The sequence below is a fragment of the Natronococcus sp. A-GB7 genome, assembly GCF_029688865.1.
Lineage (GTDB): Archaea > Halobacteriota > Halobacteria > Halobacteriales > Natrialbaceae > Natronococcus.
This window is the reverse complement of record NZ_JARUKV010000004.1, coordinates 21146-47255: the sequence shown is the minus strand read 5'-3', so window position 1 is coordinate 47255 and position 26110 is coordinate 21146. Positions and strand designations below refer to the sequence as shown.

Genomic DNA, 26110 nt, shown 5'->3' with positions numbered 1-26110 from the left:
AGGCGTTCGCTCGAGTACCCGCGACGTCCGTGTGAGTCGGGTTACTCGTTGGGCGAGTAGTTCGGCGCTTCGTCGGTGATGACGACGTCGTGGGCGTGGCTCTCGGCCTGGCCGGCCGAGGAGACTCGGACGAACTCGCTGCGCTCCTTGAACTCGGGGATCGTCGGGGCGCCGACGTAGCCCATGCCGGACTGCATGCCGCCCGCGAGCTGGTGGAGTTCGGACTTGAGCGTGCCCTTGTACGGGGTCGCAGCCTCGACGCCCTCCGGGACGTAGTCGTCCTCCTCCTCGGGCTCTTCCTTGAGGTATCGGTCGCTGTCGCCGGATTTCATCGCGCCGACGGATCCCATACCGCGGTACTGCTTGTACTTCTTGCCGTTCATCGTGACGACACGGCCGGGGGCCTCGTCGGTGCCGGCGAAGTAGGAACCGAGCATGACGGCGTCGGCGCCGGCGGCGATCGCCTTGATCGCGTCGCCGGAGTAGCGGATGCCGCCGTCCGCGATGACGGGGACGCCGTGTTCGCTGGCGACGTCAGCGACCTGTGCGACGGCGGTGATCTGGGGCATGCCGGCGCCGGAGACGACTCGCGTGGTGCAGATCGAGCCAGGGCCGATGCCGACCTTGATTCCGTCGGCGAACTCGACCAGTTCCTCGGCGGCCTCACGGGTGCCGACGTTCCCGACGACGACGTCGGCCTCGACGGACTCCTTGATCTCGCGGGCGCCCTCGATGACGTTGCGGTTGTGCGCGTGGGCGGTGTCGATAAACAGGATATCGGCGTCGGCCTCGTCGGCGGCCTCGGCGCGCTCGCGCTCGAAGGGGCTGACGGCGACGCCACAGCACAGTTGGCCGTCCTCGTCGCGGACGGCCTCCTTGTACTCGCGGCGCTGGAGGATGCCCTGCATCGTGACGAGTCCGACGAGGAGGTTCTCGTCGTCGACGACCGGGACGCGCTCGATCTTGTGCTCGTACATCAGCTCGAACGCGTCGCGGGGGTCGACGTCCTCGTGGACCGTGATGACCTCGTCGGTCATCGCCTCCGTGACGTGGTCGTCCTCGTTGACCTCGAGGTGGGGCCGAATGTCCGTACTCGAGATGATGCCCAGTACCTCCCCGCGCGTGTTGACGACGGGGGCACCGCCGACGCCCTGGCGGGCCATCCGGTCGTCGATCTCGCGGACGGTCATCTCGGGGTCGGCCGTGACGACGTCCTCGTAGGGGATGACGAGTTCGTCGGCTCGCTTGACGCGGCCGATCTCCTCGACCATCTCGTCGACGTTCATGTTGCGGTGGATGACGCCGAGCCCGCCGTGGCGGGCCATCGCGACGGCCATGCCGCTCTCGGTGACGGTGTCCATCGCGGCCGACAGAATGGGGACCGAGAGTTCTACGGAGCGAGAGACGTGCGAGGAGAGGTCGGCATCGTCGGGTTCGACGCGACTCTCCTTCGGACGGAGGAGGACGTCGTCGAACGTTAGCGCTTCCGGTACCTGAAGTTTCGAAGAGTACGGCTCGTGCTCGGGAGCGTCGTTCGCCATGTAAACTGTCCGAAAGCGTCGGCAAAAAGCGTTGCGAGACCGGGGCGGGGTTGTGAACCGCTGTCGGTGGCGGCGAGGGGTGGTTCGGTCCGTCGAATCGCCACACGGCGTGTAGAACCACACAGTCCGGGAACGTGCACCACACATTCAGATCAGTTCATCTTTGTCAGGATCTGGCCGTTATTGGCTGAGATACGCCGAGTTGTGCAATCGCTTCTCACGCAACGTTTATTGACGGGCCAGTAGACCGTACGTGTATGAACGCTGTGAGTTTCAACAGCTCCCGACCCGTTGGCCAGACGAGCGCTGCCGCCGTCGCCACCAAAATTTTCGGGAACTTTACATCCAAACTCACAGCGCGAGGCCTCACGATGGACTGGCTCGCCACGCCCTCGTGGCACTCCCGTTCACACCACCCATCGGCCTCGGGTCACGGCCATCGATCCTAAGCGATGAGTGCATCCCAACACCCGATCGCCCTCCGGCTCGAGAGCCTGGTGGGCGGCGATACGAAGCTGTTAGCACTCGTCATGATGCTCCCGCTGATCGACGGGATCTTCCCGGCGTTGATCCTCGCGGGAGCACTCGACGACCCCCTCGGAGCCGTGCAGATCGGTCTGCTGATCTTCGGGGGTAGCGCCACCGTCGCCGTGATCCTCGCCGAGATGAGCGGGACGCCCCGCGAGCAGGTCACGGTCGTCCTGCTGGTCGGGATCCCGCTGATCCTGCTGGCGGCGCTGCAGGCCGCGCTGGCACCGGCGATCGACACCGTGCTCAACGAGGCCGTCTTCGAGCGGTTCGCGGCGGTCGTCATCCTCGCGATCGCGGCCAAAACCGCGAGCGCGACGATCGGCGAGTACCTGCCGAGCCCTGCGGTGATCGTCGGGCTGGGCCTGCTGGCGAGCCTCGAGCCCTCCGGCGCGGCGTTTATCGTGATGGACGACCCCGCGCTGGTCGCGAACGCGACCCTCGCGGCCGTCGTCGGCGTCGCCTTCGCGCTGGGGGTCGCCATCAGCGGCCCGTACCTGCGCGAGTACATGGACATCGACCGGTTCCGCTTCGGTAGCGCCGTCGCGCTGGGCCTGCTGCCGCTGTCGCTGCTGGGGATGGCGTTCGGCCAGGCCCCGCTGGCGGCGCTGCTGGTCGCAGCGATCTTCGCGGTCGACATCCCGCTCGAGCGCGACGACGACTCGTCCTCGCAGTCGAGCGAGAGCGCGCCGCGGTTCTCGAGCCCGTCGCCGTCACCCTCGCCGTCGCCCTCGGCGGAATCGGCACCCGCGGTCGGCACCGGACCGCTGTTCAACCCCGGCGGCTCGAGCTCGAACTCGAGTTCGGGGTCGTCGACGTCGACCGACGGCGGGCAGGACCAGTCGGCCGCGGAGGCGCTCGCAGACGAGGAGGACTCGAGTGACGACTCGGTCGAGGACGACGACGGTCCCTTCGATGACGACGAAGAGGAACGCGCACCCTGGCTCTGAATCGCGGGACGGAGCGTCCGAATCGAAACCACTTTAGGGCGGATCGCCCAACGTAGACTCGAGGGGTCGTGGCCAAGCCAGGCATGGCGACTGACTCCAGAGGCACCGCGCCCGGGACGACACTCCAGACTGATATACTGATCGGACACCTGATCAGTGTCCGTGTGATGACCCTCTGGAGTTCCGAGGCGCGCCGGAGATATCAGTCGATCGGGGGTTCAAATCCCTCCGACCCCATTTCCTCACCGCGAACAACATCGTGAGCGGTGAGTAATGAATGAGGAGGGTTTGAACGAGACCGAGGTTCTGCGAACGCAGTGAGCAGGTTCTCGGGCGTGGTTCAAATCCCTCCGACCCTCTCTGCACACTATCTAAGAGGGGCTTTCTCGACCTCTAAGTAGATCTTGCGACAATCTACCGTTCAATCAAAGTTCTTGATGAAGCGCTCGAACTCGATCAGAGCGATGTCTCATACTGGCTGTGGAAGTACCGCGACGAACTTTGGGCGCTTGTCGAAAGCGCAGGGTACGCGCTTGAGAACTACACTGACCGGATTCGGCGCGTGATAGGCCTCGCCTGTCGGAGTTGCTATCGCGCCGATCGTCTCGTCTCGAGGAGACCTTGTATCATGATGTGGCCGTCATCGGGTGGTGTCCGGTGCATCGCAGGCGTTAGTCGTGGCTTCTCTGATGAACATCTAACCGAATTACATGTATCCTGCTTTACTTTCACTGCGATCTGAAAATCGTTAACTTCGCAGCCTCACTACTGGATTCTGCCCTCATGGCGATACCAGAAAGCCGCTTAGAGAATTGGACTGGTACCGGCGCTGATAAAGGATCTGCCCGGTGTCGTCGAATGGTCTATAACGGACTTCGCGGATCTCGTTCCCCGCTTCAACAGAAGAAAGACGATTTCGACGTCTACCTCCAGGGATCGTATGCGAACACGACTCATATCTATGGGGGAAGTGACGTTGATATCGTTGTACGACTCGAGTCGTCATGGCGGAGGGATCTATCGGAACTCGATAGAAACGAGAAGGAACGCTATCACGAAGACTACGATGATGCTGATTACGGATACCGGGACTTCTACGGAGACGTCAAGAGTGCGCTAAAGACGAAATTCGGGAGCAAAGCAGTCAAAATCGACGACAAAGCAGTGAAGCTCGATAGCGATCATTGTTCCCTTCCGTTGAACGTTGATGTGGTCCCGGCCCAGGAATACCGCGTCTACTACTCATATCCGCCCGGAGATTCAGAACCCGATCTCACCCGGGGGATTTTCTTCCGAGACCAGTTCAAAGGTACGGATATCTACAACTTTCCCAAGGAGCATCGGTGGAACGGTGAGAACAAGAATAGTCGGTGTAATGGAAACTACAAAGAGACGATTCGGATGTTCAAACACGCACGAAACCACATCGGCGACAAGCTACTGTTCGGCAACGGCGACGTACCCTCTTACTTCATCGAGTGCTTGCTCTATAACATCCCCTATCAGCGGTTCCGGAAATCAGACCTTGGTGACCGCTTTGTAGCAGTTCTCGAGTTCCTTGAGCAAGACAAAATCGACGTCACGGACATGCAGCAACAAAACGAAATGGTCAACCTGACTGGATCTACAGTGACGACGTGGACGGCTGTTGAGGCGAACAGTTTCATCGAAGACTTGCGAGAACTATGGAATGGTTGGCCACACTAATGCACGCCTACTCTACTGACAACGATCTCCGCCCGAAAGTCATAGGCGGAATCGGGGCAATTGCACTGTTCGTACTAATCGGATTCGAACAGATCGCTGCCGCACTAGGAAACGTCGGCCTCATTGGTGTCACGTGGGCAATCCTGTTTGGAATAGGATTCACTTTGTTCGATCGTTTTCTCTGGAAAATATCGGCAATTCAAAAAAACCATTAGTATCCACTTCGGACTTGTCGGGCGAATGGGAGGGGTGGATAGAGACGTCCTATGACGGCGACTACGAGATTCCCGAAGAAGCTCTCCACACCGATAACGACCCAGATAGCGACTACACCCGGATGATTGGGAATCTCCATATTACGCAACGTTGGCGGAAAATAAACATTCACTTTGTAACCTACACGTCAGCTTCGGATAGCGTCGGTGCAACGATTCTGGCATCCGATGGTAGGTGGCCAACGCTGAGTTATCAGTATGAAAACCAGCCCGATTCAGATACACCGAAGACGATGTCCCTCCATCATGGAACCACCAATCTTGAATTGAAGAAAGACGAGAACGAGGACGATATTCTTGAGGGGTTCTACTACACCGGTAACGGTCGTCGAAATCACGGAAAGATGCACTTCAAGCGAGTTGATTAGTGTCTTTTCTATAGATTTTCGCGCCCTATCGATCATGGAGTACATCTGCACTGTCCATGTGGCCGACACACCACAAAATAATTCCAGTTTTCGCTCGCCGGAACCTTTCATGGTACTTGCGATAGACCTTGAAGTTCCCCGGCTGCCCGTCACTACCTCGAGCATCGTACTCTTGATCTCGCTCCACGTTCCGTTCCTGAACTTCACGTCGTACCAGCTCGAGCACACAACCCAAACACTGAACACCTTCACACCCAGCAAACAGGCATGAGCTGGGACGTCGACTACGAGAACGAGGACTCGATCGCACTGGCCCACGAGGACGGCTTCGTTCTGTTCGCCAAGCGGGGGATGGACCAGGGCGACCACACGAACTGGACCCTCGAGCTGACCGACACCGACGACGGGACCGAACTCGTCTCCGAGACCCACCGGATCTCCAACGAGCAACACCTGTGGTCGGTGATCGAGAAGTACACCGATCTGTACCCCGCCTAGCGACGACTCGAGCCAACTCTCACTCCCTCGAGCGCACCGTCAGCCCTCTCGAGGGGCCTCCGAGCCGATCAGTCCGCGTCGATGGAGACGCGCTCGACGTTCGTCGACCCGCAGGCGGTACAGCGCTGCTCGGCCGACTCGGTTAGGATCGAGCCACAGTCTTTGCAAGTCCCGCGGGTCGTGTCGCCGATCCGGGTTCCACAGAGCGAACAGACCCGTCTGGTTCCCCGGAACTGGGCGCCGCAGTCCCTACACGCGTAGACGCTTTTCATGGTCTGTTACACCGATATTCGGTGGCGCGGCACAAGGACGTTTCGTCCGACCGTTCACTCTTTCGACACAGTTTTTATTTCCTATTGCTTCAAATGTTATGGATCGTTGAAAATTGCAGAGAGTTTATGTTTGGCGCGATAGAATTACTGCTGAGATGGCGCCATCAACTCGTCGGGGGAACGAAACGACGGCCGCCGGCTCGAGTCGGTACGAGGCGGTCGCCGACCTCGCACAGCGTGCCCTCGCAGACGACGACCTCGAGACGATCCTGCAGGCGACGACGAGCGCCGTCGCTACCGTGATCGACGCCCGATCGCTGGCGGTCCTCGAGCGGCTTCCGGGGGGGAGCCGCGCGACGATCCGCAGCCACGTCGGCCGCCACCCAACGGGGGGTGAGGCCGGAACGGTTCCCGCGACGGCCGAGAGCTGGGTGGGGACGGTCCTCGATCGAGGAGCCGTGATCGTCGACGACCACCGAACGAGCGACGTCGACCCGCCCGCCGAGGGCGAGCCGAGAAGCAGCGTGGGGGTTCGCATCGACGCCGACGGCGAACCGTGGGGCGTTCTCGAGGCCCACGCGACCGACACCGGGGCGTTCGCCGAGGCCGACGTCGCCTTCCTCGAGCGAGTCGCCGACGTCCTCGAGCCCGCGCTCGACGCCGACCGAAGCCGAACGCGCTCCGACGCCGCCCCGTCACACCGGGAGGGCGTCGACCGCGTCCTCCGGGCGATCGAAACCGCACGGGAGGGGATCGCCGTCCTCGAGCCCGGCGGCGAGTTCGCGTACGTCAACGAGGCCTACGCCGAACTGTACGGCTACGAGCCCGCAACGATGCGGGGGATGCACTGGGAGGAAGTTCACCCGTCGGGGATGGTCAGGCGGATCTACCGCGAGGTGTTCCCGCAGCTCTCGACGACCGGTGCCTGGTCCGGCCGGACGATCGGGCTGCGAAGCGACGGGACGCGGTTCCTCAAGGAACACAGCCTCTCGTCGACGGCCGACGGCGGGATGGTCTGTATCGTCCGGGACGTCGTCGAGCGTCGACGGCTCGAGTCCGAGTTCGAGGAGATCTACAGTCGGATCACGGACGCGGTGATCGGTCTCGGCGTCGACTGGACGTTCACTCACGTCAACGACCGGGCCGCGGAGCTGATCGGGCTCGAGGATCGGGAGCTCCGGGGTCGCTCGTTCTGGACGGTGTTCGCGGACGTCGACGAGACGTTCGAGACGGAGCTTCGAACCGCGATGGAGAGCCAGGAGCCGACCGCCTTCGAGGAGTACGTCCCCGTCCTCGAGTCGTGGCTCGAGGTCAGCGTCTACCCCTCCGAGACGGGGCTCTCGATCTACCTCCGGGATATCACCGATCGCAAGACCGTCGAGGGCGAGCTTCGGGAGAGCAACTGGGCGCTGCGCCAGCTCTACGAGATCACCGCCGACCCGGAGCGGTCGTTCGAGGAGAAGGTGACGGAGCTGCTCGAGCTCGGTCGCGAACGGCTCGGCCTCGAGGTCGGGTTCGTCGCCAGCGTCGACCCCGAGGCCGATCAGTTCGAGATCGTCCACGCCACGGCGGACGACCGGGTTCGACCCGGGAAGACGGCGCCGCTGTCGGAGACCTACTGCCGACAGACAATCGAGACGATGGAGCCGTTCGTCCTCACCGACGCGCCCGACGAGGGGTGGGCCGACGAGCGGGCGTACCGTCGATGGGGATTCGATACCTACGTCGGCTGCGAGATCCCGGGGGGCGACGGCACTCGGACGGTCTGTTTCGCCGACGACGACGCCCGATCGGAGCCGCTGACGCCCGCCGAGCGGGGGTTCGTCGAGCTCGCGGCACAGTGGCTCAGCTACGAACTCGAGCGACGCCACCACCAGACCGAACTCGAGGAGCTCGTCGACGAGCTGGAGGCCTCGAACGAACGGCTCGAGCAGTTCGCCTACGCGGCCTCCCACGACCTCCAAGAACCCCTTCGGATGATCACGAGCTACCTCCGGCTGATCGAGGACCGGTATGGCGACGAGCTCGACGCCGACGGCGAGGAGTTCCTCGAGTACGCCGTCGACGGCGCCGAGCGGATGCGCGAGATGATCGAGGGGCTGCTCGAGTACTCCCGGGTCGACACCCGCGGAGACTCGTTCGAGACCGTCGATCTCGAGTGCGTTCTCGAGGCAGTGCGATCCGACATCCGGGTCCAGATCGCGGAGTCCGACGCCGAGATCACCGCCTCGCCGCTACCCCGCGTGCGGGGTGACTCCGGGCAGCTGCGCCAGCTCTTCCAGAACCTGTTATCGAACGCGATCAAGTACAGCGGCGACGAGCCACCCCGGATCGACGTCTCGGCCGATCGCTCGCGGGTCGACGGCTACTGGCGGATCGCCGTTCGCGACGACGGCGTCGGGATCGATCCCGAGGAGAGCGAGCGGATCTTCGACGTGTTCCAGCGTCTGCACGGCCACGACGAGCCGGGGGCCGGGATCGGGCTCGCGCTCTGTCAGCGGATCGTCGAACGCCACGGCGGCGAGATTCAGGTCGACTCCGAGCCCGGCGAGGGGGCGACGTTTACCGTGACGCTGCCGCCCGCGAGCGTCCCGGCCGCGTAGCCGATCGTCGCCGGGTTTTTATCGTGGTTCGCCGAACTCGAAGCTATGAGCCGAGACACCGTTCGACTCCGCTGGAACGAGGACGAGACCGTCGCGACCCTGCTGGTCGACCGTCCCGACGCCCTCAACGCCCTGAACGTCGCGACCCTCGAGGGGATCGGCGACGCTATCGAGGAGGCCGAAAACGAGGGCGCGCGGGCGCTCGTCCTGACGGGCGCGGGCGACGACGCGTTCATCGCGGGTGCCGACATCAGCTACATGCAGGACCTCTCGAGCCCGGAGGCCCAGGCCTGGGGCGAGCTCGGTCACTCGGTCGCCGACGCCCTCGAGTCGTTCCCCGCGCCGACGATCGCGGCGATCAACGGCTACGCCTTCGGCGGGGGCTGCGAGATGGCGCTGGCCTGTGACCTGCGGGTCGCGAGCGAGTCGGCGCTGATCGGCAACACGGAGATCGACCTCGGGATCATCCCGGGCTGGGGCGGCACTCAGCGCCTGCCCCGACTGGTCGGCGACGAGGCGGCGCGGCGACTGATCTTCCTCGGCGAGCGTCTCGACGCCGAGAGCGCGGCCGAACTCGGCCTCGTCGGCGAGGTCGTCGCCGACGACGAACTCGAGGCGACCGTCACCGAGCTGGCCGAGCGCCTCGCGGCGAAACCCGCCGACGCCATGCAGGCCGCAAAGCAGTCGGTCAACCAGTTCGGCGAGGGGTCGCGCTCGAGCGGGCTGGCCTACGAACAACGCGCGTTCGCGAGCCTCTTCGGCACCCACGACCAGCGCGAGGGGATGGGGGCGTTCCTCGAGGACCGGGAGCCGGAGTTCGAGTAACGTATTCGGAGCCGTCAAACCGACCCGTAGCGTGACGAGGGTTCGACCTTGCTTTCCGCGCGAACGAGAGACGGTCACGTCTCGTTCCGTGACCGATCCCGAAACGCCGGGCGATTCGAGTCGGGTTCCGTCGAAGTGGAACGCGACCGACGGTCGGCGTTGATCGGTTTCTCGCCGAGTCTCGTCGGTGACGAGCGATCGGCTCTCCCGAGGGCGAGGCGGCTGCAAGCACATGACGGGATGACCGTTAGGGATGTCATCGTTGAACGCGGCGGTGTAACGCTATTGCCTCGAGAAGCGGGAAGCGCCGTCGCAGTTCCCCGTCTTCTCGGTGAGTATCTAGCGCACTCCACCTACCGATGACAGCAGACGACCAATCCGACACCGACCGAGCGGAGGATCGAGCCGAGAAGACGCCGGGCGACGCGACCGGAAAGCCGACCCGAGCCGACGGCTCGGGATCCACGGGGACGAGCGACGACGTCGGCGACGAGGTCGACGAGAACAGCAAACACGAGCAGCTCGAGGAGGTACGCGAGAATCCGGAGGGCGAGCACCTGACGACCGACCACGGCGTCAAGGTCAGCGACACGGACAACTCCCTGAAGGCGGGCGAGCGGGGTCCGACGATCATGGAGGACTTCCACTTCCGGGAGAAGATGACCCAGTTCGACCACGAGTCGATTCCGGAACGGGTCGTCCACGCCCGCGGAACGGGCGCCCACGGCTACTTCCAGCCCTACGAGGATCCGGATCTCGGCGAGTACGACGACATCTCCGAGCTGACGAAGGCCGGCCTCTTCCAGGATCCCGACCAGAAGACGCCCGTCTTTACGCGCTTTTCGACGGTCGTCGGCTCTCGCGGCTCGTCCGACACCGTCCGGGACGTCCGCGGCTTTGCGACGAAGTTCTACACCGAGGAGGGCAACTGGGACCTCGTCGGGAACAACATGCCGCCCTTCTTCATCCAGGACGCGATGGAGTTCCCCGACCTGGTCCACGCGATCAAACCCGAGCCCGACGACGGGATTCCGCAGGCGTCGGCGGCCCACGACACGTTCTGGGACTTCGCCTCGCTGAAACCCGAGACGACCCACATGCTCATGTGGGTGCTCTCGGGACGGGCGCTGCCGCGAGCGTACCGCATGATGCAGGGCTTTGGCGTCCACACCTTCCGGCTGGTCAACGACGACGGCGAGTCGGTGTTCGTCAAGTTCCACTGGACGCCCAAGCTCGGCACCCACCAGCTCGTCTGGGACGAGACGACGAAGCTCTGGGGCAAGAGCTCCGATTTCAACCGCAAGGGGCTCTACGACGTCATCGAGGAGGGGTACGACCCCGAGTGGGAACTGGGCGTCCAGATCTTCGACGAGGAGCAGGCCGAGGAGTTCGACTTCGACGTCCTCGACCCGACGAAGATCGTCCCCGAGACCGAGGTCCCGGTCCGGCCGATCGGGAAGATGGTGCTCAACGAGACCCCCGACAACTTCTTCGCCGAGGTCGAGCAGGTCGCGTTCCACCCGGGCAACGTCGTCCCGGGGATCGACTTTTCGAACGACCCGCTCCTGCAGGGCCGGCTGTTCTCCTACCAGGACACCCAGCTCAACCGCTTCGGCGGCGCCAACTGGGACGAGATCCCGATCAACCGCCCGATCGCCGAGCGACACAACAACCAGCGCGCCGGCTTCATGCGCCAGGAGATCAACGAGGGCAAGGTCTCCTACAAGCCGAACTCGATCGGCGACGACGATCCCCAGGAGGCGCCCGCCGAGGAGGGCGGCTACGAACACTACGCCGAGAAGGTCGACGGCCAGAAGATCCGCAACCGCAGCGACAGCTTTGAGGACCACTTCACGCAGGCGCGGCTGTTCTGGAACAGCATGAGCGACGCCGAAAAAGAGAACATCATCGGCGCCGCCCACTTCGAACTCGGTAAGGTCGGACGCGTGGAGATCCGCGAGCGGATGGTCTACGACCTCTTCAACAACGTCGACCACGAGTTCGCCAAACGCGTTGCCGAGGGAATCGGTATCGAAACCCCCGAGGAGCCCGGCGATCAGATGCCGACTCACGACCGCGAGGACCCCTCCCTGAGCATGGAGAACCGAACTCCAGACACGATCGAGACCCGCAAGATCGCGATGCTGATCGACGACGGGTTCGACGACGAGCACGTCGAGACGCTCCGGTCGGCCCTCGAGGACGAGGGCGCTCGAGTCAAGGTCGTCTCGAAGGTCCTCGGCGAGAAGTCCGGCGCCGACGGCGAGACGGTCGAACCGGACAAACACCACGTCGCAGCAGCTTCGGTCTCGTTCGACGCAGTCGTGATCCCCGGCGGCGAGGAGAGCGTCGACGCCATGCGCGGGCAGGGCGACCCGAAGCATTTCGTCGCCGAGGCGTTCAAACACTACAAGCCGATCGCCGCGGTCGGCGAGGGAACGACGCTGTTCGAGGACGTCGACCTGCCCGAGACCGAGATCGCCGGCGAGGACGAACTCGTGACCGACGCCGGTGTCGTTACCTGTCGCAGCGACGACCTCGAGTCGTTCGCCGAGGCGTTCGTCGATGCGATCGCCCAGCACCGCCACTGGGACCGCAATCCGGAGGAAGTTCCGGCCTGAGGGGTCGCCGGGTCGACGCCGCGACACGGGCCGTGTCGTCGGGACGAACGCGAATCGGCGCGCGGCGTCATCACGGATGGCAACTTTCGGACAGGTTGGTCGACTGCTGTTTCAAACATGTCCCACTTATTTCGGAGTGTCTCGACGTCCGGTCACTCGATAGCGGTATTCGGATAGATATCGCACCAACAAGTAGATTTAATACCCGATAGATGGGAAAACGAACGTCGGCGTTGACGCCGACCGACAGCGCACTCGGCCGTGAGTGCCGGTGGATGACTCATGCTCGACTCGCCGTCGGCGATCACTCGTGGCTGTGTGATCGCGTTGTCGCGCGACCGGGCCGCGGCTCCGCCCCGGCCGCGCCCGTCATCGCTTGCTGAGTACTCCTCAAGCGGTTACTTCGTCCGAGAGCTCCGCGGATCGTACTCCTCGAGGGAGTCCCGAAGCGCCCGGTGGGCGTGAAAGGCGACCGAGAAGTCCTGCGGACTGGGGATCGTACAGGCCAGCCAGCCGACCGTCGCCGCCGTGACGACGGTCGGTCCCTCGGTCGCATACCCCGTCGCGGTGAGGCCGAGCGCCGGCAGCGCGAGAGCCAGGGGTGCAAGCGCTGCCGCCCGAAGAACCCAGGGCGAATCCGTTCCGGTCGGTCGCGGCTGGACGACAGCCCAGGGGCGACTTCGAAGGAGGCCGACGATGCCCCGCTCACGGTTCGGGAGATACGAAATCGTGTAGTCGATCGCACCGAACCGGAGGACGAACGCGTGGGACCACTCGTGGGCGATCAGCCCGACCACGACCGTCACCGCGAGTACGCTACAGCCGACGAGAAGTTCCGTTCCGACCATCGTCACCTATCGCGGACGGCCTCTCCCTCGAGCGGTCGGATCGACGGCTGTGTCGCTCGTTTCTTGTCCAGAGTCGTTCTTCAAATCCATCTGTCGACGTACTGCGTAGCAGGCCTGCCAACTGTTAAGTGTTTTGGGGTGGTGAACCATACCATGGTACTCAGTGAACCCCTCGAGTTCGGGCACGACGACCGGAAACGGATCTACGAGTACGTCGAGCGCCACGGGGCCGTCGATCCGCTCGAGGCCCAGGAAGAGCTCGGGATCGAGCCGGGCGGCTTCCGTCACCACGTCGCGATCTTAAAGCGCGACGGCCGCCTCGAGGAGAAAGACGGGACCCTCCGAGTGACGATCGACGCCGGCGCCGAGGAGGAGTACCGCTCCGAGGACCTCGAGTTCCACATTCGCCCGGCCAGACAGGAGGACCTGGCCGGGATCGTCGGCGCGATCCGACAGGTCGCCGAGGAGCGAACGTACATCGAGGCCGAAAGCGTCGCTGACGAGGTCGACCACGAGGAGGCGCTGCTCAGGCACAACGAACTGGAGTCACGAATGTTCTTCGTCGCGACCGTCGACGACGACGTGGTCGGCTGGGTCCACCTCCACGCGCCGGAGCTCGAGAAACTGAGCCACACCGCCGAACTGACCGTCGGCGTCCTCGACGGCTACCGAGGTCACGGGATCGGCTCGCACCTGCTTGCTCGCGGTCTCGAGTGGGCGGGAACGAACGGCTACGAGAAGGTCTACCAGAGCGTTCCCTCGACCAACGAGGACGCGATCGCGTTTCTCGAGACCCACGACTGGGAGACCGAGGCGATTCGTGAGAACCACTACAAGCTCAACGGCCACTACGTCGACGAGGTGATGATGGCCGTCGAGCTCTGAGAACGACGGGTCGGTCGATACCGATCAGGCCGGACTGCTGTCGCTCTCGGCGACCTCGAAGAGGTCGTCGTACCCCTCGTCGGTCGGGAGCTGCGTTCTCACGTCCTCGAGCGTGTCGCCGGTGAGGGCTTCCTCGAGAGCCGCCGGAGGGCTGGAATCGAAAGACAGTTTGAACGGACGGTGCTACGGGGAGTCATGCTCTCGATCGCGCTTGCCGGGAAACCGAACGCCGGCAAGTCCACGTTCTACACCGCGGCGACGATGGCGGAGGTCGACGTCGCCAACTACCCGTTCACGACGATCGACGCCAATCGGGGGGTGAGCTACGCCCGCACCGAGTGTCCCTGCCTCGAGCGCGACGAGCGCTGTAACGCCGACAACTGCGAGGACGGCAAGCGCTACGTCCCGATCGAGCTGATCGACGTTGCCGGGCTCGTCCCCGGCGCCCACGAGGGGAAAGGCCTCGGAAACCAGTTCCTCGACGAACTCACGAACGCCGATGTGATCGTCAACGTGATCGACGCCTCCGGCGGCACCAACGAGAAGGGCGAACCCGTCGACATCGGTGAGCACGACCCCCTCGAAGACATCGACTTCGTCGAGGAGGAGATGGACCTCTGGCTGGCCGACATCGTCGACCGCAACTGGGAGTCGATCGAACGCCAGTCGCGCTCGCCAGGGTTCGACGTCGACGACGCGCTCGCGGAGATGCTCACCGGCTTCGGCGCCTCGCCGACCGACGTCGCCCGCACGCTGCGGGAGATCGACTACCCCGAGGACCCCCGCGAGTGGACCGACGATCACCGCGAGGCCCTGGCCCGCGAGATCCGCCAGCGCACCAAGCCGATCGTCGTCGCCGCGAACAAGATCGACGTCGCTCCCGAGGAGAACGTCCGGAAACTGCTCGAGCTCGATAAACCCGTGATCCCCACCACCGCGGAGGGCGAACTCGCCCTGCGTCGAGCCGCCGACAACGGCCTCGTCGACTACGATCCCGGCGACGACACCCTCGAGGTCGGCGCCGACGTCAGCGACGCCCAGCGCGAGGCCCTCGAGGGACTCGCAGATACGATGACCGAGTACGGCGGCACCGGCGTCCAGGGGGCACTGGACTACGCGGTGTACGACCTGCTCGAGCACCTCACCGCCTACCCCGTCGAGGACGCCTCGAAGTGGTCCGACGGTAGCGGCAACGTCCTGCCCGACGCCCACCTGCTCCCCCAGGGGTCGACGCCCGTCGATCTGGCCTACACCGTCCACTCCGACATCGGCGACGGCTACCTCCACGCCGTCGACGCCAAGTCGAGTCGAGAGATCGGCGAGGGGTACGAGCTCGAGGAGGGGGACGTGATCAAGATCGTGAGTACGAACTGACGAACTCGAACGGTAGCCGTGGCACTGTGCCCGCCCAACCTACAACGAACAAAGCGAGTCACGTCCGGACTGCAGTATTCCGCGCCCCGGGGTGTGTACTCGGCTGTACTCTTCGATATCCGCGCTCACTCTAGCGGCTGTACGTAGTCGACCTGCTTCGGCTGGAAGTCCATATCGCGATAGAACCGGCGCGCGTCCTCATTTTCCCACTCACAAGAGACTTTGAGATGGTCACACCCTCGCTCGAGAGCCATCTCTCTCACGCGTTCGAGGACCGCCGCGCCGTGGCCCTGGCCCCGGCGGTCCTCGTCGATGGCGAGGTTCACGATGCGGAGGTACGTCGAGTACCGCCGGGAGGGGTGACGACCCTCGCGGAGCGTGACGAGACCGATACGCTCGCCGTCGTGAACGACCAGGTAGTCCGTGACGTCTTCGCTATCGAGGTGTGCACGGAAGCCATCGTCGGGGACCTCGCGAACGTTGGCGTAGGCGAGTTCGTTCAGCTCTGAGTACGCCTCCATCTCCGTTGCGAGGGCGTACCAGCGGTCGACGAGCGCCTCGAGGTCGTCCGCGGTGGCTTCGACGAGCTTCATACGGGAACACTCCGCGGCTCGGTTGTCAACGTTCGGTCGGCGTGTCTCGCTCTGACAGGCCCCTCCGTCGTGCTCCGAACGGTCGGTGGCCCCGTGTCGGACGGCGATCCGAAAGCGACGGTCTCGCGTTCGGAAGCTACGTTGCCAGCTGCAACAGCGCCCCGAGACAGACGAGCACCGCGCCGAGCACGGTCAACCCGATCCCGCCGTCGTTCGGGACCGAGTCGGCAGGGTCGTCCGAGAACAGGAGCTGTGACGCGGCGAAGAGAAACAGCCCGCCACCGCCGACCGCCATCAGTCCCGCTCCGAGGCTCGAGCCGTCGGTGACGATCATCGAGACTCCCATCGCTGCGACGACACTGCCGATGACGCCGTTCGACAGGTGGTACAGCGTCGGTCGGTCCATAGTGTTCGTTCTTCCTGACACGTATTAGTAACCTCGGTAGTAGAGAGGTCGTCAAACACGAGCCGGGCTCGCCGGTCGCCGTCGAAAAACGCTTTCGTCGCTCGCTCGAGTGCCCCACACGATGACCAGCGAGAAGGCAAAGATGCTCGCGGGGGAGCTGTACGATCCGACCGACCTCGAACTCGAGGCCGAGCGCGACCGAGCCCGCGAACTGACGCGGGAGTACAACCGGACGGCGCCCGACGAGGACGATCGGCGACGGGAGCTGCTCGAGGAGCTGCTCGGCTCCCGCGGCGAGGCGTGTACGATCGAGCCGTCGTTTCGCTGCGATTACGGTTCGAACATCCACGTCGGCGAGGACTTCTTCGCCAACTTCGACTGCGTGTTTCTGGACGTCTGTCGGATCGAGGTCGGCCGGAGCTGCCTGATCGGGCCGGGCGTCCACGTCTACACCGCGACACACCCCCTCGAGGCCGACGAGCGCGCCGAGGGGCTCGAGTACGGCGAGCCGGTGGCGATCGGCGACGACGTCTGGATCGGCGGGCGGGCAGTGATCAACCCCGGTGTGACGATCGGCGACGAGGCCGTCATCGGCTCCGGCGCCGTCGTCACCGAAGACGTCCCCGACGGGGTCGTCGTGCAGGGCAACCCCGCGACGGTAGTTCGGGAGCTCGAGGCGGCGGATTGATCGCCCGACAGCGGCCGGTTCCCGATCGCTGGCCGTCTCGGTGACGGATTCGACGCGAGCACCTCGAGAACGGTCGGGACGCTTTCACCGTCTGCACGCTCGTCAGCGGCTGGCAGTTCGTCACCGGATAGCTTTCTGAGGGGTCCGCCCGTATCTATCGTGTCCCATGACAGCTAGCAATCAGGACCCGCCGGAGTGGCGCCTCGCCGGCGAGTTCATCGAGGCGTGCAACTGCTCGGTTCCATGTCAGTGTCTGTGGTACGAGCTCCCCGACGACGGCAGGTGCACGTTCGCCGGGTTCTGGACCATCGAGGAGGGAACGTACGGCGACGTCTCGCTCGACGGGCTGGGCGCGGGGATGCTCGTCTGGGAGGACGGCCTCCTCCTCGAGGGCGGCTGGCACGTCGTCCTCGTACTCGACGAGGCCGCCGACGACGAGCAGGCCGAGGCACTCGAGACGATCTTCTCCGGGCAAGCAGGCGGGCTGTTCGAGGCCGCCGCCCCGCTGATCGAGACGGTCGAAGACAGCGTTACGGTCCCGTTCTCGTACTCGACGGCCGACGGCCACCGCTCGTTCAGCGCCGGCGATATCGTCACGATCGAGACCGACGAGAGCGTCGGCTTCGGCGACCAGCAGGGATCGGTGTTCCCCCACCCGTTCGTCCCGCCAGAGGAGCGGGCGAGCACCGGGAAGACGACCGACGCGACCGTCGACTACGACGACGACTTCTCGTGGGACGTCGGCGGCAACAACTCCTACTTCGGGCCGTTCGAGATGGCCAACGGCTGATCAAACCCGCAGCACTCCACGAGCATGACCACTCGAGACTCCGTTCCGCAGCGACCCGCTGTCCGACGGATACCTGTCGTCGCGGTCGTCGTCTACGGCGTCGCGCTCCTCGCCTGGATCGCGATCCTCCGTCAGTGGCTGCCGATGCCGGGCAGAGAGATGGGGACGGAGATGCGGATGTCGGACCCCGGCGTTCCGGAGGCGATGGCACTCGAGGGCGGCGCCGTCGGAGTCGTGCTCTACCTGATCATGTGGGGGACGATGATGATCGCCATGATGTACCCCTCCTCGGTGCCGCTGTTTCGCCTGTACGACGGAACGCTCCGGGAGGCCTCGAGGACCGCACGGCTCGCCCGGCTGGGCGCCCTCCTCGGGGCGTACACGCTCGTCTGGACGCTCACCGGGCTGGTTCCGCTGGCGGTCAACGCGGCCGTTCCGATCGCACCGCTTGCCACGGATCACGGCGTCTTCCTGTTCGGGGGTGTACTCGTCGTCCTCGGCGGCTACCAGCTCTCGCCGTACAAGTACCGCTGTCTGGATCGCTGCCGATCGCCGTTCGGATTCCTGCTAACCTACCACCGTCCCGGCGTCGTCGGCGCCGCGAGGATGGGCTGGGAGTTCAGCCGCTTCTGCGTCGGCTGCTGCTGGGCGCTGTTCGCCCTCATGGTCGTCGCTGGCTCGATGAACGTCCTCTGGATGGCCGGTATCGCGGTCGTGCTCTCGCTCGAGCGAACCGTTTCGTGGGGTCCCCAGCTGGCGAGGGCGGTCGGCGCGGTCGCGGCGGTCGGCGGCGTCGCAGTGCTCGCGGTCGCGATGGTGTAGCCGGTGGCCACGAGCGACGACCAACTGATCGCCCGGCTACCCGACGCCCCCGACGAACAGTCGCAGCCCGAGTCCGATCAACACGAGCCCCGAGAGCCACTGCACGCCGGTCGCGAGGCGCGGTCGGGCGGTCAGCAGCGTCCGGACGCCGCTCGAGGCGAGCGCGACCGCTCCCAGGTAGGCCATCGTCAACAGCGCGTAGATTCCCCCGAGGACGGACAGCTGCGTCGGGACGTGGCTCGAGCCGTCGACGAACTGCGGAAGGAAGGCGAGGAAGAACAGCGCGACCTGCGGGTTGGCGACGTTGACGATGACGGCCTCCCTGAAGGGGTTTTCCTCGACGGCGGTTCCGTCACCCTCCGCCAGGAGCTCCGTCTCGCGGATCGTCCGAACGCCGAGGTAGACCAGGTACGCCGCGCCGACGTAGGTGACGGCGGCGAAGGCGACCTCGGAGGCCCGGAAGATCGCTGCGAGCCCCACGGCCGCCGCGAGCGTGTGGACGAGGACGCCGACGCTGATCCCCGCCGCGGAGGCCAGCCCGCTCTCGCGGCCGTCGCCGACGCTGCGGGTCAGCACGTAGACGGTGTCGGGGCCGGGCGAGAGGATCATCGCTCCCGCGGCGAGGAGGTACACCGCCAGCAGCGCCGGATCGAGCAGAACGGTTCGGAGCGCCTCGAGCACGGCGTTTCACACCTCGCGTGCCCTCGAGTCGGGAAGTCGTATCGCGGTCACTGTCGGATCAGTTCGCGGTCGACGACAAAAGGGGCGGGGTTCCGCTCCTCACCAGAACCGGGCCAGCGGTTCGAACCAGACCGCGGCGACGAGCACGGCGAGGAAGACGTACGAGCCCCGTATCAACAGCATGGTCGCCAGCTTCGGCGGCGCGCGGCGGGCGACGACGGCAACGGCGGCGAACGCGAGCGCGGCCAGCACCGCGGAGGGCGGAAACACCCGTCCGGCGGCGAAGGCGACGACGACGAACAGCGCGGTGAGCATGAGCCCGTAGGCGACGGCGTACGCGCGGTCTGGGCCAACCGCGACCGCGACGGTCCGTTTGCGGATCGAGCGGTCGTAGTCGTAGTCCTTGGCGTCGTCGATGACCTTGATTCCCGAGAGCAACACGAGGAACACCGCGGCGAAGCCGATCGGAACCAGCGCGAACGTCTCCGCCTGGACGTAGAACCCGCCGAGAAGCGAGAGCGCGATCCCGAGGGGGTAGCCGGTCGTCGCCGTCACAGGATTCATATCGAGCTGTGGGGCGTGGTAGTAGGCGATCACCCACGTCGGGATCGTGAGGGCGGCGGCGACCCAGCCGACCAGTACGAACAGGGCGACCGTACAGAGGGCGAACGTCGCCGTCGAGACGGTCAGCCCGAGCCGGCAGCCGCGTTCGGTCAGCGGGTGGTCGTCGTCCTCCTCGCGGACGTAGAAGTCGACGTAGCCGTCCTTGACGTGGGCCGTGTACACCGCCGCGAACATCGCGACGACGTGCAGCGCCGCGACTCCCGGCGCGAACGCTTCGGCTAGCACCGCGCCGAACAGCGAAGCGGCGAGCGGCGGGAGCATGAACACGGGATGGACCTGCGACCAGAACGCTCGAGCCGTCGCCCCGACGCCGGCCCCGTGTCTCGCGAGGGACATAGTTCGGGTGACGACGGTCCGACGTAAAATACCGCGGGTAGCGGGGAGTTTGCGTGGCTCTCGAGCGTGAGCGACTACTCGGGGAGGTACGCGATCCCGTCGGGATGGAGCTCCGTGTCGTAGCGTTCGATCTCCGTCCAGCTCGCACAGTCGATCACGGAAACGTCGTTGGTCTTGTTGTTGGCGACGAACGCCCGGTCGCCGTCGGGCGCGAAGACGGTGCCGCCGGGCCAGATCCCGACCGGGATGCGGGCGATCTCCCAGGGCCGTTGCTCGCCGTCGCGGACGTGTTCGGTGTCGAGCAGGGAGACGTCGTTGGACTCACGATTGGGGACGAGAACGTGGCGGCCGTCGGGCGAGAGGACGACGCGGATCGGCGTCTCGCCAAGCAGCGCCCGGTTCGTCTGCTCGAGCGTGTCGGGATCGAGCACCGACAGCATGCCATCCTCCTGGTTCGCGACGAGGAGGCCGGCCTCGGGGTGGACTGCGATCCCCTCGGGCTCCTCGCCGACCGTCGGATCGCCGATTATTCGGCGTTCTTCGCAGTCGATCGCGGTGACGTTCGCACTGCCGATGTTGGCGACGAACGCCCGCTCCTCGTCGGGCGTCAGCGCCACCATGTGGGATTTGTCCTGGTGGGTCGGGAACTCGTCGACGATCTCGTTCGTCTCGCAGTCGACGACGTAGACGCGACTGCTGTAGGTCGAGGCCAGCCACAGCTCGCCCGCGTCCTCTCGCACTGCGAGCCCGTGTGGGAAGTCGAACCCCTCGTGTTCGATCTCGGCGGTTCGCCCCCATGTGTCGGGATCGAACGCGAGCAGCGTGTTTCCAAGCGAGCAGGTGACGTAGACGGTCTCGTCGTCGGGACCCACGACGATCTCGTGGGGGTTGAACTCGGTCTCGACGACGCGGACGGTCTCGCCGGTGTCGGCGTCGATGACGGACATCGTGTCCGAATCCTTGTTCAAAACCAGCAACTGATCGGTCATACGGGATCCTCTCGTCGCTCGATCCCTAACGTTCCGAGAACCGGCAAACGGCTCACGGACCGGGTCGCCGGGGGACACAGTTTCATGATCCGCCGGGACCCACGGGAGAGCATGACGGACGGATACACCGGGGCCGACCTCTTCGTCGACGCCCTCGAGTCCTACGACGTCGACTACGTCTTCGGCAACCCCGGCACGACGGAGCTGCCGATCGTCGACGCGATCGGCGAGAGCGAACTGGAGTACGTGCTGGGCCTCCACGAGGACGTCGCGGTCGGGATGGCCGGCGGCTACGCCCAGACCAGACGCTACCACGCCCACCACGACGAGTCGATCACGCCCGTCGGGGTGGCGAACCTCCACATCGCGCCCGGACTGGCCCACGGGCTCGGCAACCTCTACGCAGCCAAGATCACCGGTGCGCCGCTGGTCGTCACGGCGGGCAACCACAGCACCGACTTCCGTCACGAGGAGCCGATCCTGAGCGGCGACCTCGCCGAGATGGCCGAGGGGTTCTGCAAGTGGTCCGACGAGGTCTTAGACGTCGAAGCGCTGCCGACGATGCTCCGGCGGGCGTTCCGCGTCGCGATGACCCCGCCGACCGGGCCCGTCTTCCTCGCGTTGCCACTGGACGTCACGCTCGAGGAGACCGACGCCGAACCGGAACGGCTCGGACCGATTCCCAACGCCGGGAGCGGCGATCCGGGCCAGCTCGAGCGCGCGGCCGAGCTGCTGACCGAGGCCGACGACCCGGTGATAGTCGTCGGCGACGAGGTCGCCCGCTCGGGCGCTGACGCCGTCGCGGCCGCGGTCGAACTCGCCGAAGCCACGGGGGCCCGCGTCCACGGCGAGATTCTGGCCTGCGAGATCGACTACCCGACCGACCACGACCAGTGGGTCTCCTACATCCCGCCGGACGAGGATCTCGCCGCGATGCTGATGGACAGCGACACCCTGGCGTTCGTCGGCTGCTCGACGAACACCACCCTGACCCGCCACGAGGAGGCGCTGGTCGACCCCGAGACGACGTGCATCCACGTTGGCCCCGACGCCTGGGAGCTCGGGAAGAACCAGCCGGCCGACGCCGCCGTTATCGGCGATCCCGGACTCGTCCTCGAGGGGCTCACCGAGCGCGTCCGGAAGCGACTCTCCGAGGAGGTAGTCGAAGAACGCCTCGAGCACGTTGCCGCAGTCAAAGAGATGGTCGAGGCCCAAATTGCGGGGATGGGCGAGGACGAGGCGCCGGGCGACCCGCGGGCCTCGAAGGCCCAGCTGGTCGACGCGATGGAACGGGTCGCCGGCGACGCCTACGTCGTCGACGAGGGGATCACCTCGAAGTACGCGATGCTCACGCGCTGGGACCTCGCTCCCGAGCAGTACATCTCGAACAAAGGTGGCGGGCTCGGCTACGGGCTGCCCGCCTCGGTGGGCGCGGCGCTGGCCGAGAGCCAGCGCGAGGAGCCCCGCGACGTGGTCGGCTTCATCGGCGACGGCTCCTATCTGTACTACCCCAACGCCGTCTACAGCGCGGCCCGCTACGACCTCGATCTCACCGTCGTCGTCCCCGACAACCGCAACTACCGCATCCTGAAGGACAACACGCTCAAGATCATGGGCGGCGAGGAGGACGATTACGAGTTTACCGGGATGGACTTCGAGCCGCCGGTCGACATCCCGAAAAACGCCGAGAGCCACGGCGCCCGCGGCCACCTCGTCGAAACGCCCGACGAGATCGAGGGGGTGCTCGAGGACGCCCTCGCTCGCGATGGGCCCGACGTGCTCGACGTGCTGGTCCACGACTGAGCGGGGCAGCCGGCTCGCTCAGTCGTCCTGCGGACACGTCTCGCTCGTTCCGAGCGCGGTGCTGAGGCGATCCGAATCGATCCGCATCAGCAGGGTGAAACAGTCGCTTTCCCCCCAGTCGTCGACGAGCTCCTCGACGTCGCTCGTCGAGTACGTCGTTTCGAGCGAGCCGACGTCCGTCCGGACGTCGACGGTGTAGTGGACGCGGTCGCCCATCCAGGACTCGCGGATGCTCGTCTCGTCGGCCACGTCGTCGCCGATCTCTCGCGTTCGGTACCCCTCGAGCTCGTGGTCGGTCTCGTACTTCAGCTCCCCGGCCCGGTGAATCGTGACCGTCGCCGTCACGTCGTCCTCGAGATAGTTGACGAGTTGCACTTCGCCGAGGCCGACCTGCGGATCGTCGTCGTCGGCGACACATCCGGCGAGCGCCGTCGTTACTGTGCCGACAGATCCCAGCAGGGCGCGACGACTCGTGGGACGAGCGACCATACCGGAACAGGATAGCAGACCGACAAGTATCTTCGGGAACGGAGTGCTCACCCGTTCCTCCTCCCGGCCTCGGCGCGTGGCTCGAGGACGCGATCCCTCGAGAGGGCTCGGACGCGCTGATTCGGATCGAGATGCCGTCTCGCGGACGATTACAGTTAAGAGACGGTGAGCCCAAACGGATGATATGGGAGACCACACACATCCGTCGCGGGACTCGTCGCAGTGGGACAACCCCGATTTCTGTCCGTTCTGTAGCCAACCCGTCTCGGACGGCGGGCCGGGCTTCATGGACCACATCGACGACGACGAGAACGCCACCTGTCGGGATCGCTTCGAACAGTGGCGCGACGGCGTCGCTGACGACATGAACGGGGAGTGGGGCGGCTAGCGGCCGGTTCGTCCCCGTTACGTTCGGCGATTACGGAAAGATCTTCTCCGGGTTCAGCGTCCCCGTCGGATCCAGCGCATCCTTGATCCGCTGCATCGCGTCGACCGCACCCGAACCGTGCTCTGCCTCGAGGTACTCGCGTTTCCCCTGGCCGATACCGTGCTCGCCGGTCGCCGTGCCGCCCAGCTCGAGCGCCCGGTCGACGATTTCGGTGTACACCGCCTCGCCTTCCGCGACGTGGTCGGGGTCGTCGCGGTCGACGAGGACGGAGTAGTGGAGATTCCCGTCGCCCGCGTGGCCGAAACAGGGGATCAGCAGGTCGTGCTCGTCGGCGAGCCGTCTCGTTTCGCGGACGATCTCGGGGTAGGAGCTGATCGGCACGGTCACGTCGCCCGGGTGGAGCGGCTCGAGATCGGCGTCGTACGTCGCGACGGCGTAGGCCAGTTCTCGACGAGCCTTCCAGAGCTCGTCCATCTCCGCGTCGTCGGCGCTCGTCTCGAATCGAGCGACGTCGCGTTCCTCGAAGATCGTCCGACAGAGCTCGATCTCCTCCTCGATACCGTGGTTGGCGTGGAACTCGAGGAAGACCATCGGAGCGTCGGGGAGGTCGGTGCCGAGGTAGGCGTTTGCCATCCGCGCGCTCAACCCGTCGACGAGTTCGATCCGGGCGACGTCGAGATCGGTCTGGACGGCCTCGGAGACGGCCGCGGTCGCGTCCTCGAGCGTCTCGAAGATCGCTCGGCCGCCGCGGATCTGCGCGGGTCGGCCGGCGAGCTCGAGGGTCGCCTCCGTAACCACCGCGAGCGTTCCCTCGCTGCCGACGAGCAACTCGGTGAGGTTGTAGCCGCTCGAGGTCTTGCTCGCTCGCGACCCCGTCTGCACAACCGTTCCGTCGGCGAGCACCGCCTCGAGCCCGAGCACCCAGTCGGCGACCTCGCCGTAGCAGACGGTCTGCATCCCGCTCGCGTCGGTCGCGATCATGCCGCCGATCGTCGAGATGTCGCCCGACGACGGCAAGGGCGGGAAGAAGAGGCCGTCGCCGGCGACGTGCTCCTCGACCGCGGAGCCGATGATCCCCGGTCCGACGTCGATCTGGAAGTCGTCGGGTCGGTAGTCGCGAACGTCGTCCATCCGGGTGAGATCGAGGCTGATCCCGCCGCGAGCGGGGACGGCGTTGCCCTCGAGTCCCGTCCCGGCCGCGTAGGGGGTCACGGGAACGCCCCGGTCGGTCGCTGCCGCCAGCACCGCCGAGACGTCGTCCGTGCGCTCGGGCCAGACGACGACGTCCGGCTGGACGCCCTCTCCTAACTGCTCGGCGCCCCAGTCGGCGGCGTGGCTGTCGCGCTGGCCGTCGGCGAACGAGAGCTGATCGTCCGCGAGGGGGAGGTCCTCGAGGAACGAACAGTCGTGTGTCATACGGCCACATTCTTCACCGTCGGTATCAACGTTGTCCCCACCTTCGCGACGCTCCCGGGTCCGGATTTCACGCGGGGACAACGGTGACGGCGCTCGAGCCCGTTCGTTCGAACGTGACCGATCCCGACGACTCCCTCGAGGACCAGCTCGCGGCGCTTCGCGACCACCTCGAGGCGACGGCCGAGCTGCCGATCGATCCGAAGACGAACCGCTGGCTCGGCGAGGCCGAGGCCGTCGCCCGCGACGCGACCGCGGACGATATCGACCCGGAGACGGCCCGGAAGCGCGTCCGACAGGTTCAGCGGCTGCTCTCGGCGGCCGACGACCCCGACCACGAGGACGCGGTCGCCCACCTCGAGGCGGCCCGCGAGCTGTGTTCGGCCGTGCTGTCGTCGTGAGCGGTTCGCCGCGAGCGTTTACCTACCGCGGCGTGGTAGCACGGCGTATGCAGCTCGGAATCGTCCTCGAGACGAACGACCCGGAGCGGGTCTGGAACGCGTTTCGCCTCGCGAACACCGCACTCGACGCCGATCACGCGGTCGAACTGTTCCTGCTCGGCGACGGCGTCGACGCGCCCGACCTCGAACACGAGAAGTTCAATCCCCACGGCGTGATGGTGAACTACGTCCGGAACGGCGGCGAACTGTTCGCCTGCGGGACGTGTCTCGACTCGCGGGAGCTGTCGGAGGGAGAGCTTCGGCCGCGCGCGACGATGGGTGAGCTCCTCTCGATCGTCGAGGACGCCGACGAGGTGTTGACGATCGGGTAGCGGGATCGGTCGCGACACCCG

General features: G+C 65.5%; 26 protein-coding genes, 1 tRNA gene and 1 pseudogene. 18 read left to right on the top strand and 10 right to left on the bottom strand.

Translation table 11 applies throughout. From position 1 onward, the window contains the following. Positions 1 to 41: 41 nt before the first annotated feature. The gene (gene guaB, locus QA609_RS04805) at positions 42 to 1541 is read right to left on the bottom strand and encodes an IMP dehydrogenase (protein WP_278301446.1); all 1500 of its coding nucleotides are present in this window, start codon (positions 1539 to 1541) and stop codon (positions 42 to 44) included. Between the two features lie 452 nt (positions 1542 to 1993). Here guaB and QA609_RS04800 point away from each other — a divergent pair, with 452 nt between their 5' ends. From QA609_RS04800 to QA609_RS04775, 6 genes and pseudogenes are all read left to right on the top strand, one after another. Then, entirely contained in the window at positions 1994 to 3019 is a 1026-nt protein-coding gene (locus QA609_RS04800; RefSeq protein ID WP_278301445.1) for a DUF5794 domain-containing protein, read from the top strand. Positions 3020 to 3081: 62 nt separating this feature from the next. Beyond that, a tRNA-Trp gene (locus QA609_RS04795) sits at positions 3082 to 3256 on the top strand. Positions 3257 to 3425: 169 nt separating this feature from the next. Continuing rightward, positions 3426 to 3593 (top strand): annotated as a pseudogene (locus QA609_RS04790) (DNA-binding protein); the annotation flags it as partial. A gap of 284 nt (positions 3594 to 3877) precedes the next feature. Further along, positions 3878 to 4726 carry a nucleotidyltransferase gene (locus QA609_RS04785; protein WP_278301444.1) on the top strand — a complete coding sequence of 283 codons (849 nt, stop codon included), beginning with the start codon at positions 3878 to 3880 and terminating at the stop codon, positions 4724 to 4726. A gap of 133 nt (positions 4727 to 4859) precedes the next feature. Continuing rightward, entirely contained in the window at positions 4860 to 5369 is a 510-nt protein-coding gene (locus tag QA609_RS04780) for a hypothetical protein (protein ID WP_278301443.1), read from the top strand. Between the two features lie 267 nt (positions 5370 to 5636). Beyond that, on the top strand, positions 5637 to 5867 hold the full coding sequence (locus QA609_RS04775) for a hypothetical protein (RefSeq protein WP_278301442.1): 231 nt from the start codon (positions 5637 to 5639) through the stop codon (positions 5865 to 5867). A 68-nt stretch (positions 5868 to 5935) separates the two neighbouring features. Here the strand turns inward: QA609_RS04775 and QA609_RS04770 are convergent, their stop codons facing one another. Next, positions 5936 to 6139, bottom strand: a complete 204-nt coding sequence (locus tag QA609_RS04770; RefSeq protein ID WP_278301441.1) for a hypothetical protein — start codon at positions 6137 to 6139, stop codon at positions 5936 to 5938. Between the two features lie 155 nt (positions 6140 to 6294). On the opposite strand from QA609_RS04770, the gene QA609_RS04765 reads away from it, so the two are divergent. From QA609_RS04765 to QA609_RS04755, 3 genes are all read left to right on the top strand, one after another. Then, entirely contained in the window at positions 6295 to 8742 is a 2448-nt protein-coding gene (locus QA609_RS04765) for an ATP-binding protein (RefSeq protein WP_278301440.1), read from the top strand. Between the two features lie 45 nt (positions 8743 to 8787). Continuing rightward, entirely contained in the window at positions 8788 to 9567 is a 780-nt protein-coding gene (locus tag QA609_RS04760) for an enoyl-CoA hydratase-related protein (protein WP_278301439.1), read from the top strand. Positions 9568 to 9926: 359 nt separating this feature from the next. Beyond that, entirely contained in the window at positions 9927 to 12188 is a 2262-nt protein-coding gene (locus tag QA609_RS04755; protein WP_278301438.1) for a catalase, read from the top strand. Positions 12189 to 12586: 398 nt separating this feature from the next. On the opposite strand, the gene QA609_RS04750 is transcribed toward QA609_RS04755, so the two are convergent. Further along, positions 12587 to 13036: a hypothetical protein gene (locus tag QA609_RS04750; protein WP_278301437.1), complete on the bottom strand. Its 450-nt coding sequence runs from the start codon at positions 13034 to 13036 to the stop codon at positions 12587 to 12589. 153 nt (positions 13037 to 13189) lie between these two features. Between QA609_RS04750 and QA609_RS04745 the strand changes: the two genes are divergently transcribed. After that, positions 13190 to 13921: a GNAT family N-acetyltransferase gene (locus QA609_RS04745; RefSeq protein WP_278301436.1), complete on the top strand. Its 732-nt coding sequence runs from the start codon at positions 13190 to 13192 to the stop codon at positions 13919 to 13921. 195 nt (positions 13922 to 14116) lie between these two features. Further along, entirely contained in the window at positions 14117 to 15295 is a 1179-nt protein-coding gene (locus tag QA609_RS04740; RefSeq protein ID WP_278301435.1) for a redox-regulated ATPase YchF, read from the top strand. 125 nt (positions 15296 to 15420) lie between these two features. On the opposite strand, the gene QA609_RS04735 is transcribed toward QA609_RS04740, so the two are convergent. Next, positions 15421 to 15888: a GNAT family N-acetyltransferase gene (locus QA609_RS04735; RefSeq protein ID WP_278301434.1), complete on the bottom strand. Its 468-nt coding sequence runs from the start codon at positions 15886 to 15888 to the stop codon at positions 15421 to 15423. Between the two features lie 136 nt (positions 15889 to 16024). Then, positions 16025 to 16315 (bottom strand): hypothetical protein, encoded by a 291-nt coding sequence (locus QA609_RS04730; protein WP_278301433.1) that lies wholly within the window; start codon positions 16313 to 16315, stop codon positions 16025 to 16027. 100 nt (positions 16316 to 16415) lie between these two features. Here QA609_RS04730 and QA609_RS04725 point away from each other — a divergent pair, with 100 nt between their 5' ends. From QA609_RS04725 to QA609_RS04715, 3 genes are all read left to right on the top strand, one after another. Then, positions 16416 to 16982, top strand: a complete 567-nt coding sequence (locus QA609_RS04725; protein ID WP_278301432.1) for a maltose acetyltransferase domain-containing protein — start codon at positions 16416 to 16418, stop codon at positions 16980 to 16982. Positions 16983 to 17148: 166 nt separating this feature from the next. After that, a complete protein-coding gene (locus QA609_RS04720; protein WP_278301431.1) occupies positions 17149 to 17772 on the top strand; it encodes a DUF1326 domain-containing protein in 624 nt (207 codons plus the stop codon). Between the two features lie 24 nt (positions 17773 to 17796). Further along, positions 17797 to 18594, top strand: coding sequence for a DUF2182 domain-containing protein (locus QA609_RS04715; protein WP_278301430.1), 798 nt, complete (start codon positions 17797 to 17799; stop codon positions 18592 to 18594). Between the two features lie 36 nt (positions 18595 to 18630). Here QA609_RS04715 and QA609_RS04710 read toward each other — a convergent pair whose 3' ends face one another. The 3 genes from QA609_RS04710 to QA609_RS04700 form a co-directional block, all read right to left on the bottom strand. Then, complete coding sequence (locus QA609_RS04710) at positions 18631 to 19275, bottom strand: LysE family translocator (protein WP_278301429.1); 645 nt, start codon at positions 19273 to 19275, stop codon at positions 18631 to 18633. A 99-nt stretch (positions 19276 to 19374) separates the two neighbouring features. Further along, positions 19375 to 20235 (bottom strand): UbiA family prenyltransferase, encoded by an 861-nt coding sequence (locus QA609_RS04705; RefSeq protein ID WP_278301428.1) that lies wholly within the window; start codon positions 20233 to 20235, stop codon positions 19375 to 19377. A 74-nt stretch (positions 20236 to 20309) separates the two neighbouring features. Further along, positions 20310 to 21224 (bottom strand): YncE family protein, encoded by a 915-nt coding sequence (locus QA609_RS04700; RefSeq protein WP_278301427.1) that lies wholly within the window; start codon positions 21222 to 21224, stop codon positions 20310 to 20312. Positions 21225 to 21335: 111 nt separating this feature from the next. On the opposite strand from QA609_RS04700, the gene QA609_RS04695 reads away from it, so the two are divergent. Next, positions 21336 to 23027: a thiamine pyrophosphate-binding protein gene (locus tag QA609_RS04695; protein WP_278301426.1), complete on the top strand. Its 1692-nt coding sequence runs from the start codon at positions 21336 to 21338 to the stop codon at positions 23025 to 23027. An 18-nt stretch (positions 23028 to 23045) separates the two neighbouring features. On the opposite strand, the gene QA609_RS04690 is transcribed toward QA609_RS04695, so the two are convergent. Beyond that, positions 23046 to 23516 carry a hypothetical protein gene (locus QA609_RS04690; RefSeq protein WP_278301425.1) on the bottom strand — a complete coding sequence of 157 codons (471 nt, stop codon included), beginning with the start codon at positions 23514 to 23516 and terminating at the stop codon, positions 23046 to 23048. Positions 23517 to 23700: 184 nt separating this feature from the next. Between QA609_RS04690 and QA609_RS04685 the strand changes: the two genes are divergently transcribed. Next, positions 23701 to 23904 (top strand): hypothetical protein, encoded by a 204-nt coding sequence (locus QA609_RS04685; protein WP_278301424.1) that lies wholly within the window; start codon positions 23701 to 23703, stop codon positions 23902 to 23904. Between the two features lie 30 nt (positions 23905 to 23934). Here QA609_RS04685 and QA609_RS04680 read toward each other — a convergent pair whose 3' ends face one another. Beyond that, complete coding sequence (locus tag QA609_RS04680) at positions 23935 to 25320, bottom strand: FAD-binding oxidoreductase (RefSeq protein ID WP_278301423.1); 1386 nt, start codon at positions 25318 to 25320, stop codon at positions 23935 to 23937. Between the two features lie 113 nt (positions 25321 to 25433). On the opposite strand from QA609_RS04680, the gene QA609_RS04675 reads away from it, so the two are divergent. Both QA609_RS04675 and QA609_RS04670 read left to right on the top strand, forming a co-directional pair. Next, entirely contained in the window at positions 25434 to 25718 is a 285-nt protein-coding gene (locus QA609_RS04675; protein WP_278301422.1) for a hypothetical protein, read from the top strand. A 47-nt stretch (positions 25719 to 25765) separates the two neighbouring features. Then, entirely contained in the window at positions 25766 to 26089 is a 324-nt protein-coding gene (locus QA609_RS04670; protein ID WP_278301421.1) for a DsrE family protein, read from the top strand. Positions 26090 to 26110 lie beyond the last annotated feature (21 nt).

Coding starts and splice junctions, on each gene's coding strand:
- guaB (WP_278301446.1), bottom strand. CDS start 1,541: ATGGCGAACGACGCTCCCGAGCACGAGCCGTACTCTTCGAAACTTCAG.
- QA609_RS04800 (WP_278301445.1), top strand. CDS start 1,994: ATGAGTGCATCCCAACACCCGATCGCCCTCCGGCTCGAGAGCCTGGTG.
- QA609_RS04785 (WP_278301444.1), top strand. CDS start 3,878: ATGGTCTATAACGGACTTCGCGGATCTCGTTCCCCGCTTCAACAGAAG.
- QA609_RS04775 (WP_278301442.1), top strand. CDS start 5,637: ATGAGCTGGGACGTCGACTACGAGAACGAGGACTCGATCGCACTGGCC.
- QA609_RS04770 (WP_278301441.1), bottom strand. CDS start 6,139: ATGAAAAGCGTCTACGCGTGTAGGGACTGCGGCGCCCAGTTCCGGGGA.
- QA609_RS04765 (WP_278301440.1), top strand. CDS start 6,295: ATGGCGCCATCAACTCGTCGGGGGAACGAAACGACGGCCGCCGGCTCG.
- QA609_RS04760 (WP_278301439.1), top strand. CDS start 8,788: ATGAGCCGAGACACCGTTCGACTCCGCTGGAACGAGGACGAGACCGTC.
- QA609_RS04755 (WP_278301438.1), top strand. CDS start 9,927: ATGACAGCAGACGACCAATCCGACACCGACCGAGCGGAGGATCGAGCC.
- QA609_RS04750 (WP_278301437.1), bottom strand. CDS start 13,036: ATGGTCGGAACGGAACTTCTCGTCGGCTGTAGCGTACTCGCGGTGACG.
- QA609_RS04745 (WP_278301436.1), top strand. CDS start 13,190: ATGGTACTCAGTGAACCCCTCGAGTTCGGGCACGACGACCGGAAACGG.
- QA609_RS04740 (WP_278301435.1), top strand. CDS start 14,117: ATGCTCTCGATCGCGCTTGCCGGGAAACCGAACGCCGGCAAGTCCACG.
- QA609_RS04735 (WP_278301434.1), bottom strand. CDS start 15,888: ATGAAGCTCGTCGAAGCCACCGCGGACGACCTCGAGGCGCTCGTCGAC.
- QA609_RS04725 (WP_278301432.1), top strand. CDS start 16,416: ATGACCAGCGAGAAGGCAAAGATGCTCGCGGGGGAGCTGTACGATCCG.
- QA609_RS04720 (WP_278301431.1), top strand. CDS start 17,149: ATGACAGCTAGCAATCAGGACCCGCCGGAGTGGCGCCTCGCCGGCGAG.
- QA609_RS04715 (WP_278301430.1), top strand. CDS start 17,797: ATGACCACTCGAGACTCCGTTCCGCAGCGACCCGCTGTCCGACGGATA.
- QA609_RS04705 (WP_278301428.1), bottom strand. CDS start 20,235: ATGTCCCTCGCGAGACACGGGGCCGGCGTCGGGGCGACGGCTCGAGCG.
- QA609_RS04700 (WP_278301427.1), bottom strand. CDS start 21,224: ATGACCGATCAGTTGCTGGTTTTGAACAAGGATTCGGACACGATGTCC.
- QA609_RS04695 (WP_278301426.1), top strand. CDS start 21,336: ATGACGGACGGATACACCGGGGCCGACCTCTTCGTCGACGCCCTCGAG.
- QA609_RS04690 (WP_278301425.1), bottom strand. CDS start 23,516: ATGGTCGCTCGTCCCACGAGTCGTCGCGCCCTGCTGGGATCTGTCGGC.
- QA609_RS04685 (WP_278301424.1), top strand. CDS start 23,701: ATGGGAGACCACACACATCCGTCGCGGGACTCGTCGCAGTGGGACAAC.
- QA609_RS04680 (WP_278301423.1), bottom strand. CDS start 25,320: ATGACACACGACTGTTCGTTCCTCGAGGACCTCCCCCTCGCGGACGAT.
- QA609_RS04670 (WP_278301421.1), top strand. CDS start 25,766: ATGCAGCTCGGAATCGTCCTCGAGACGAACGACCCGGAGCGGGTCTGG.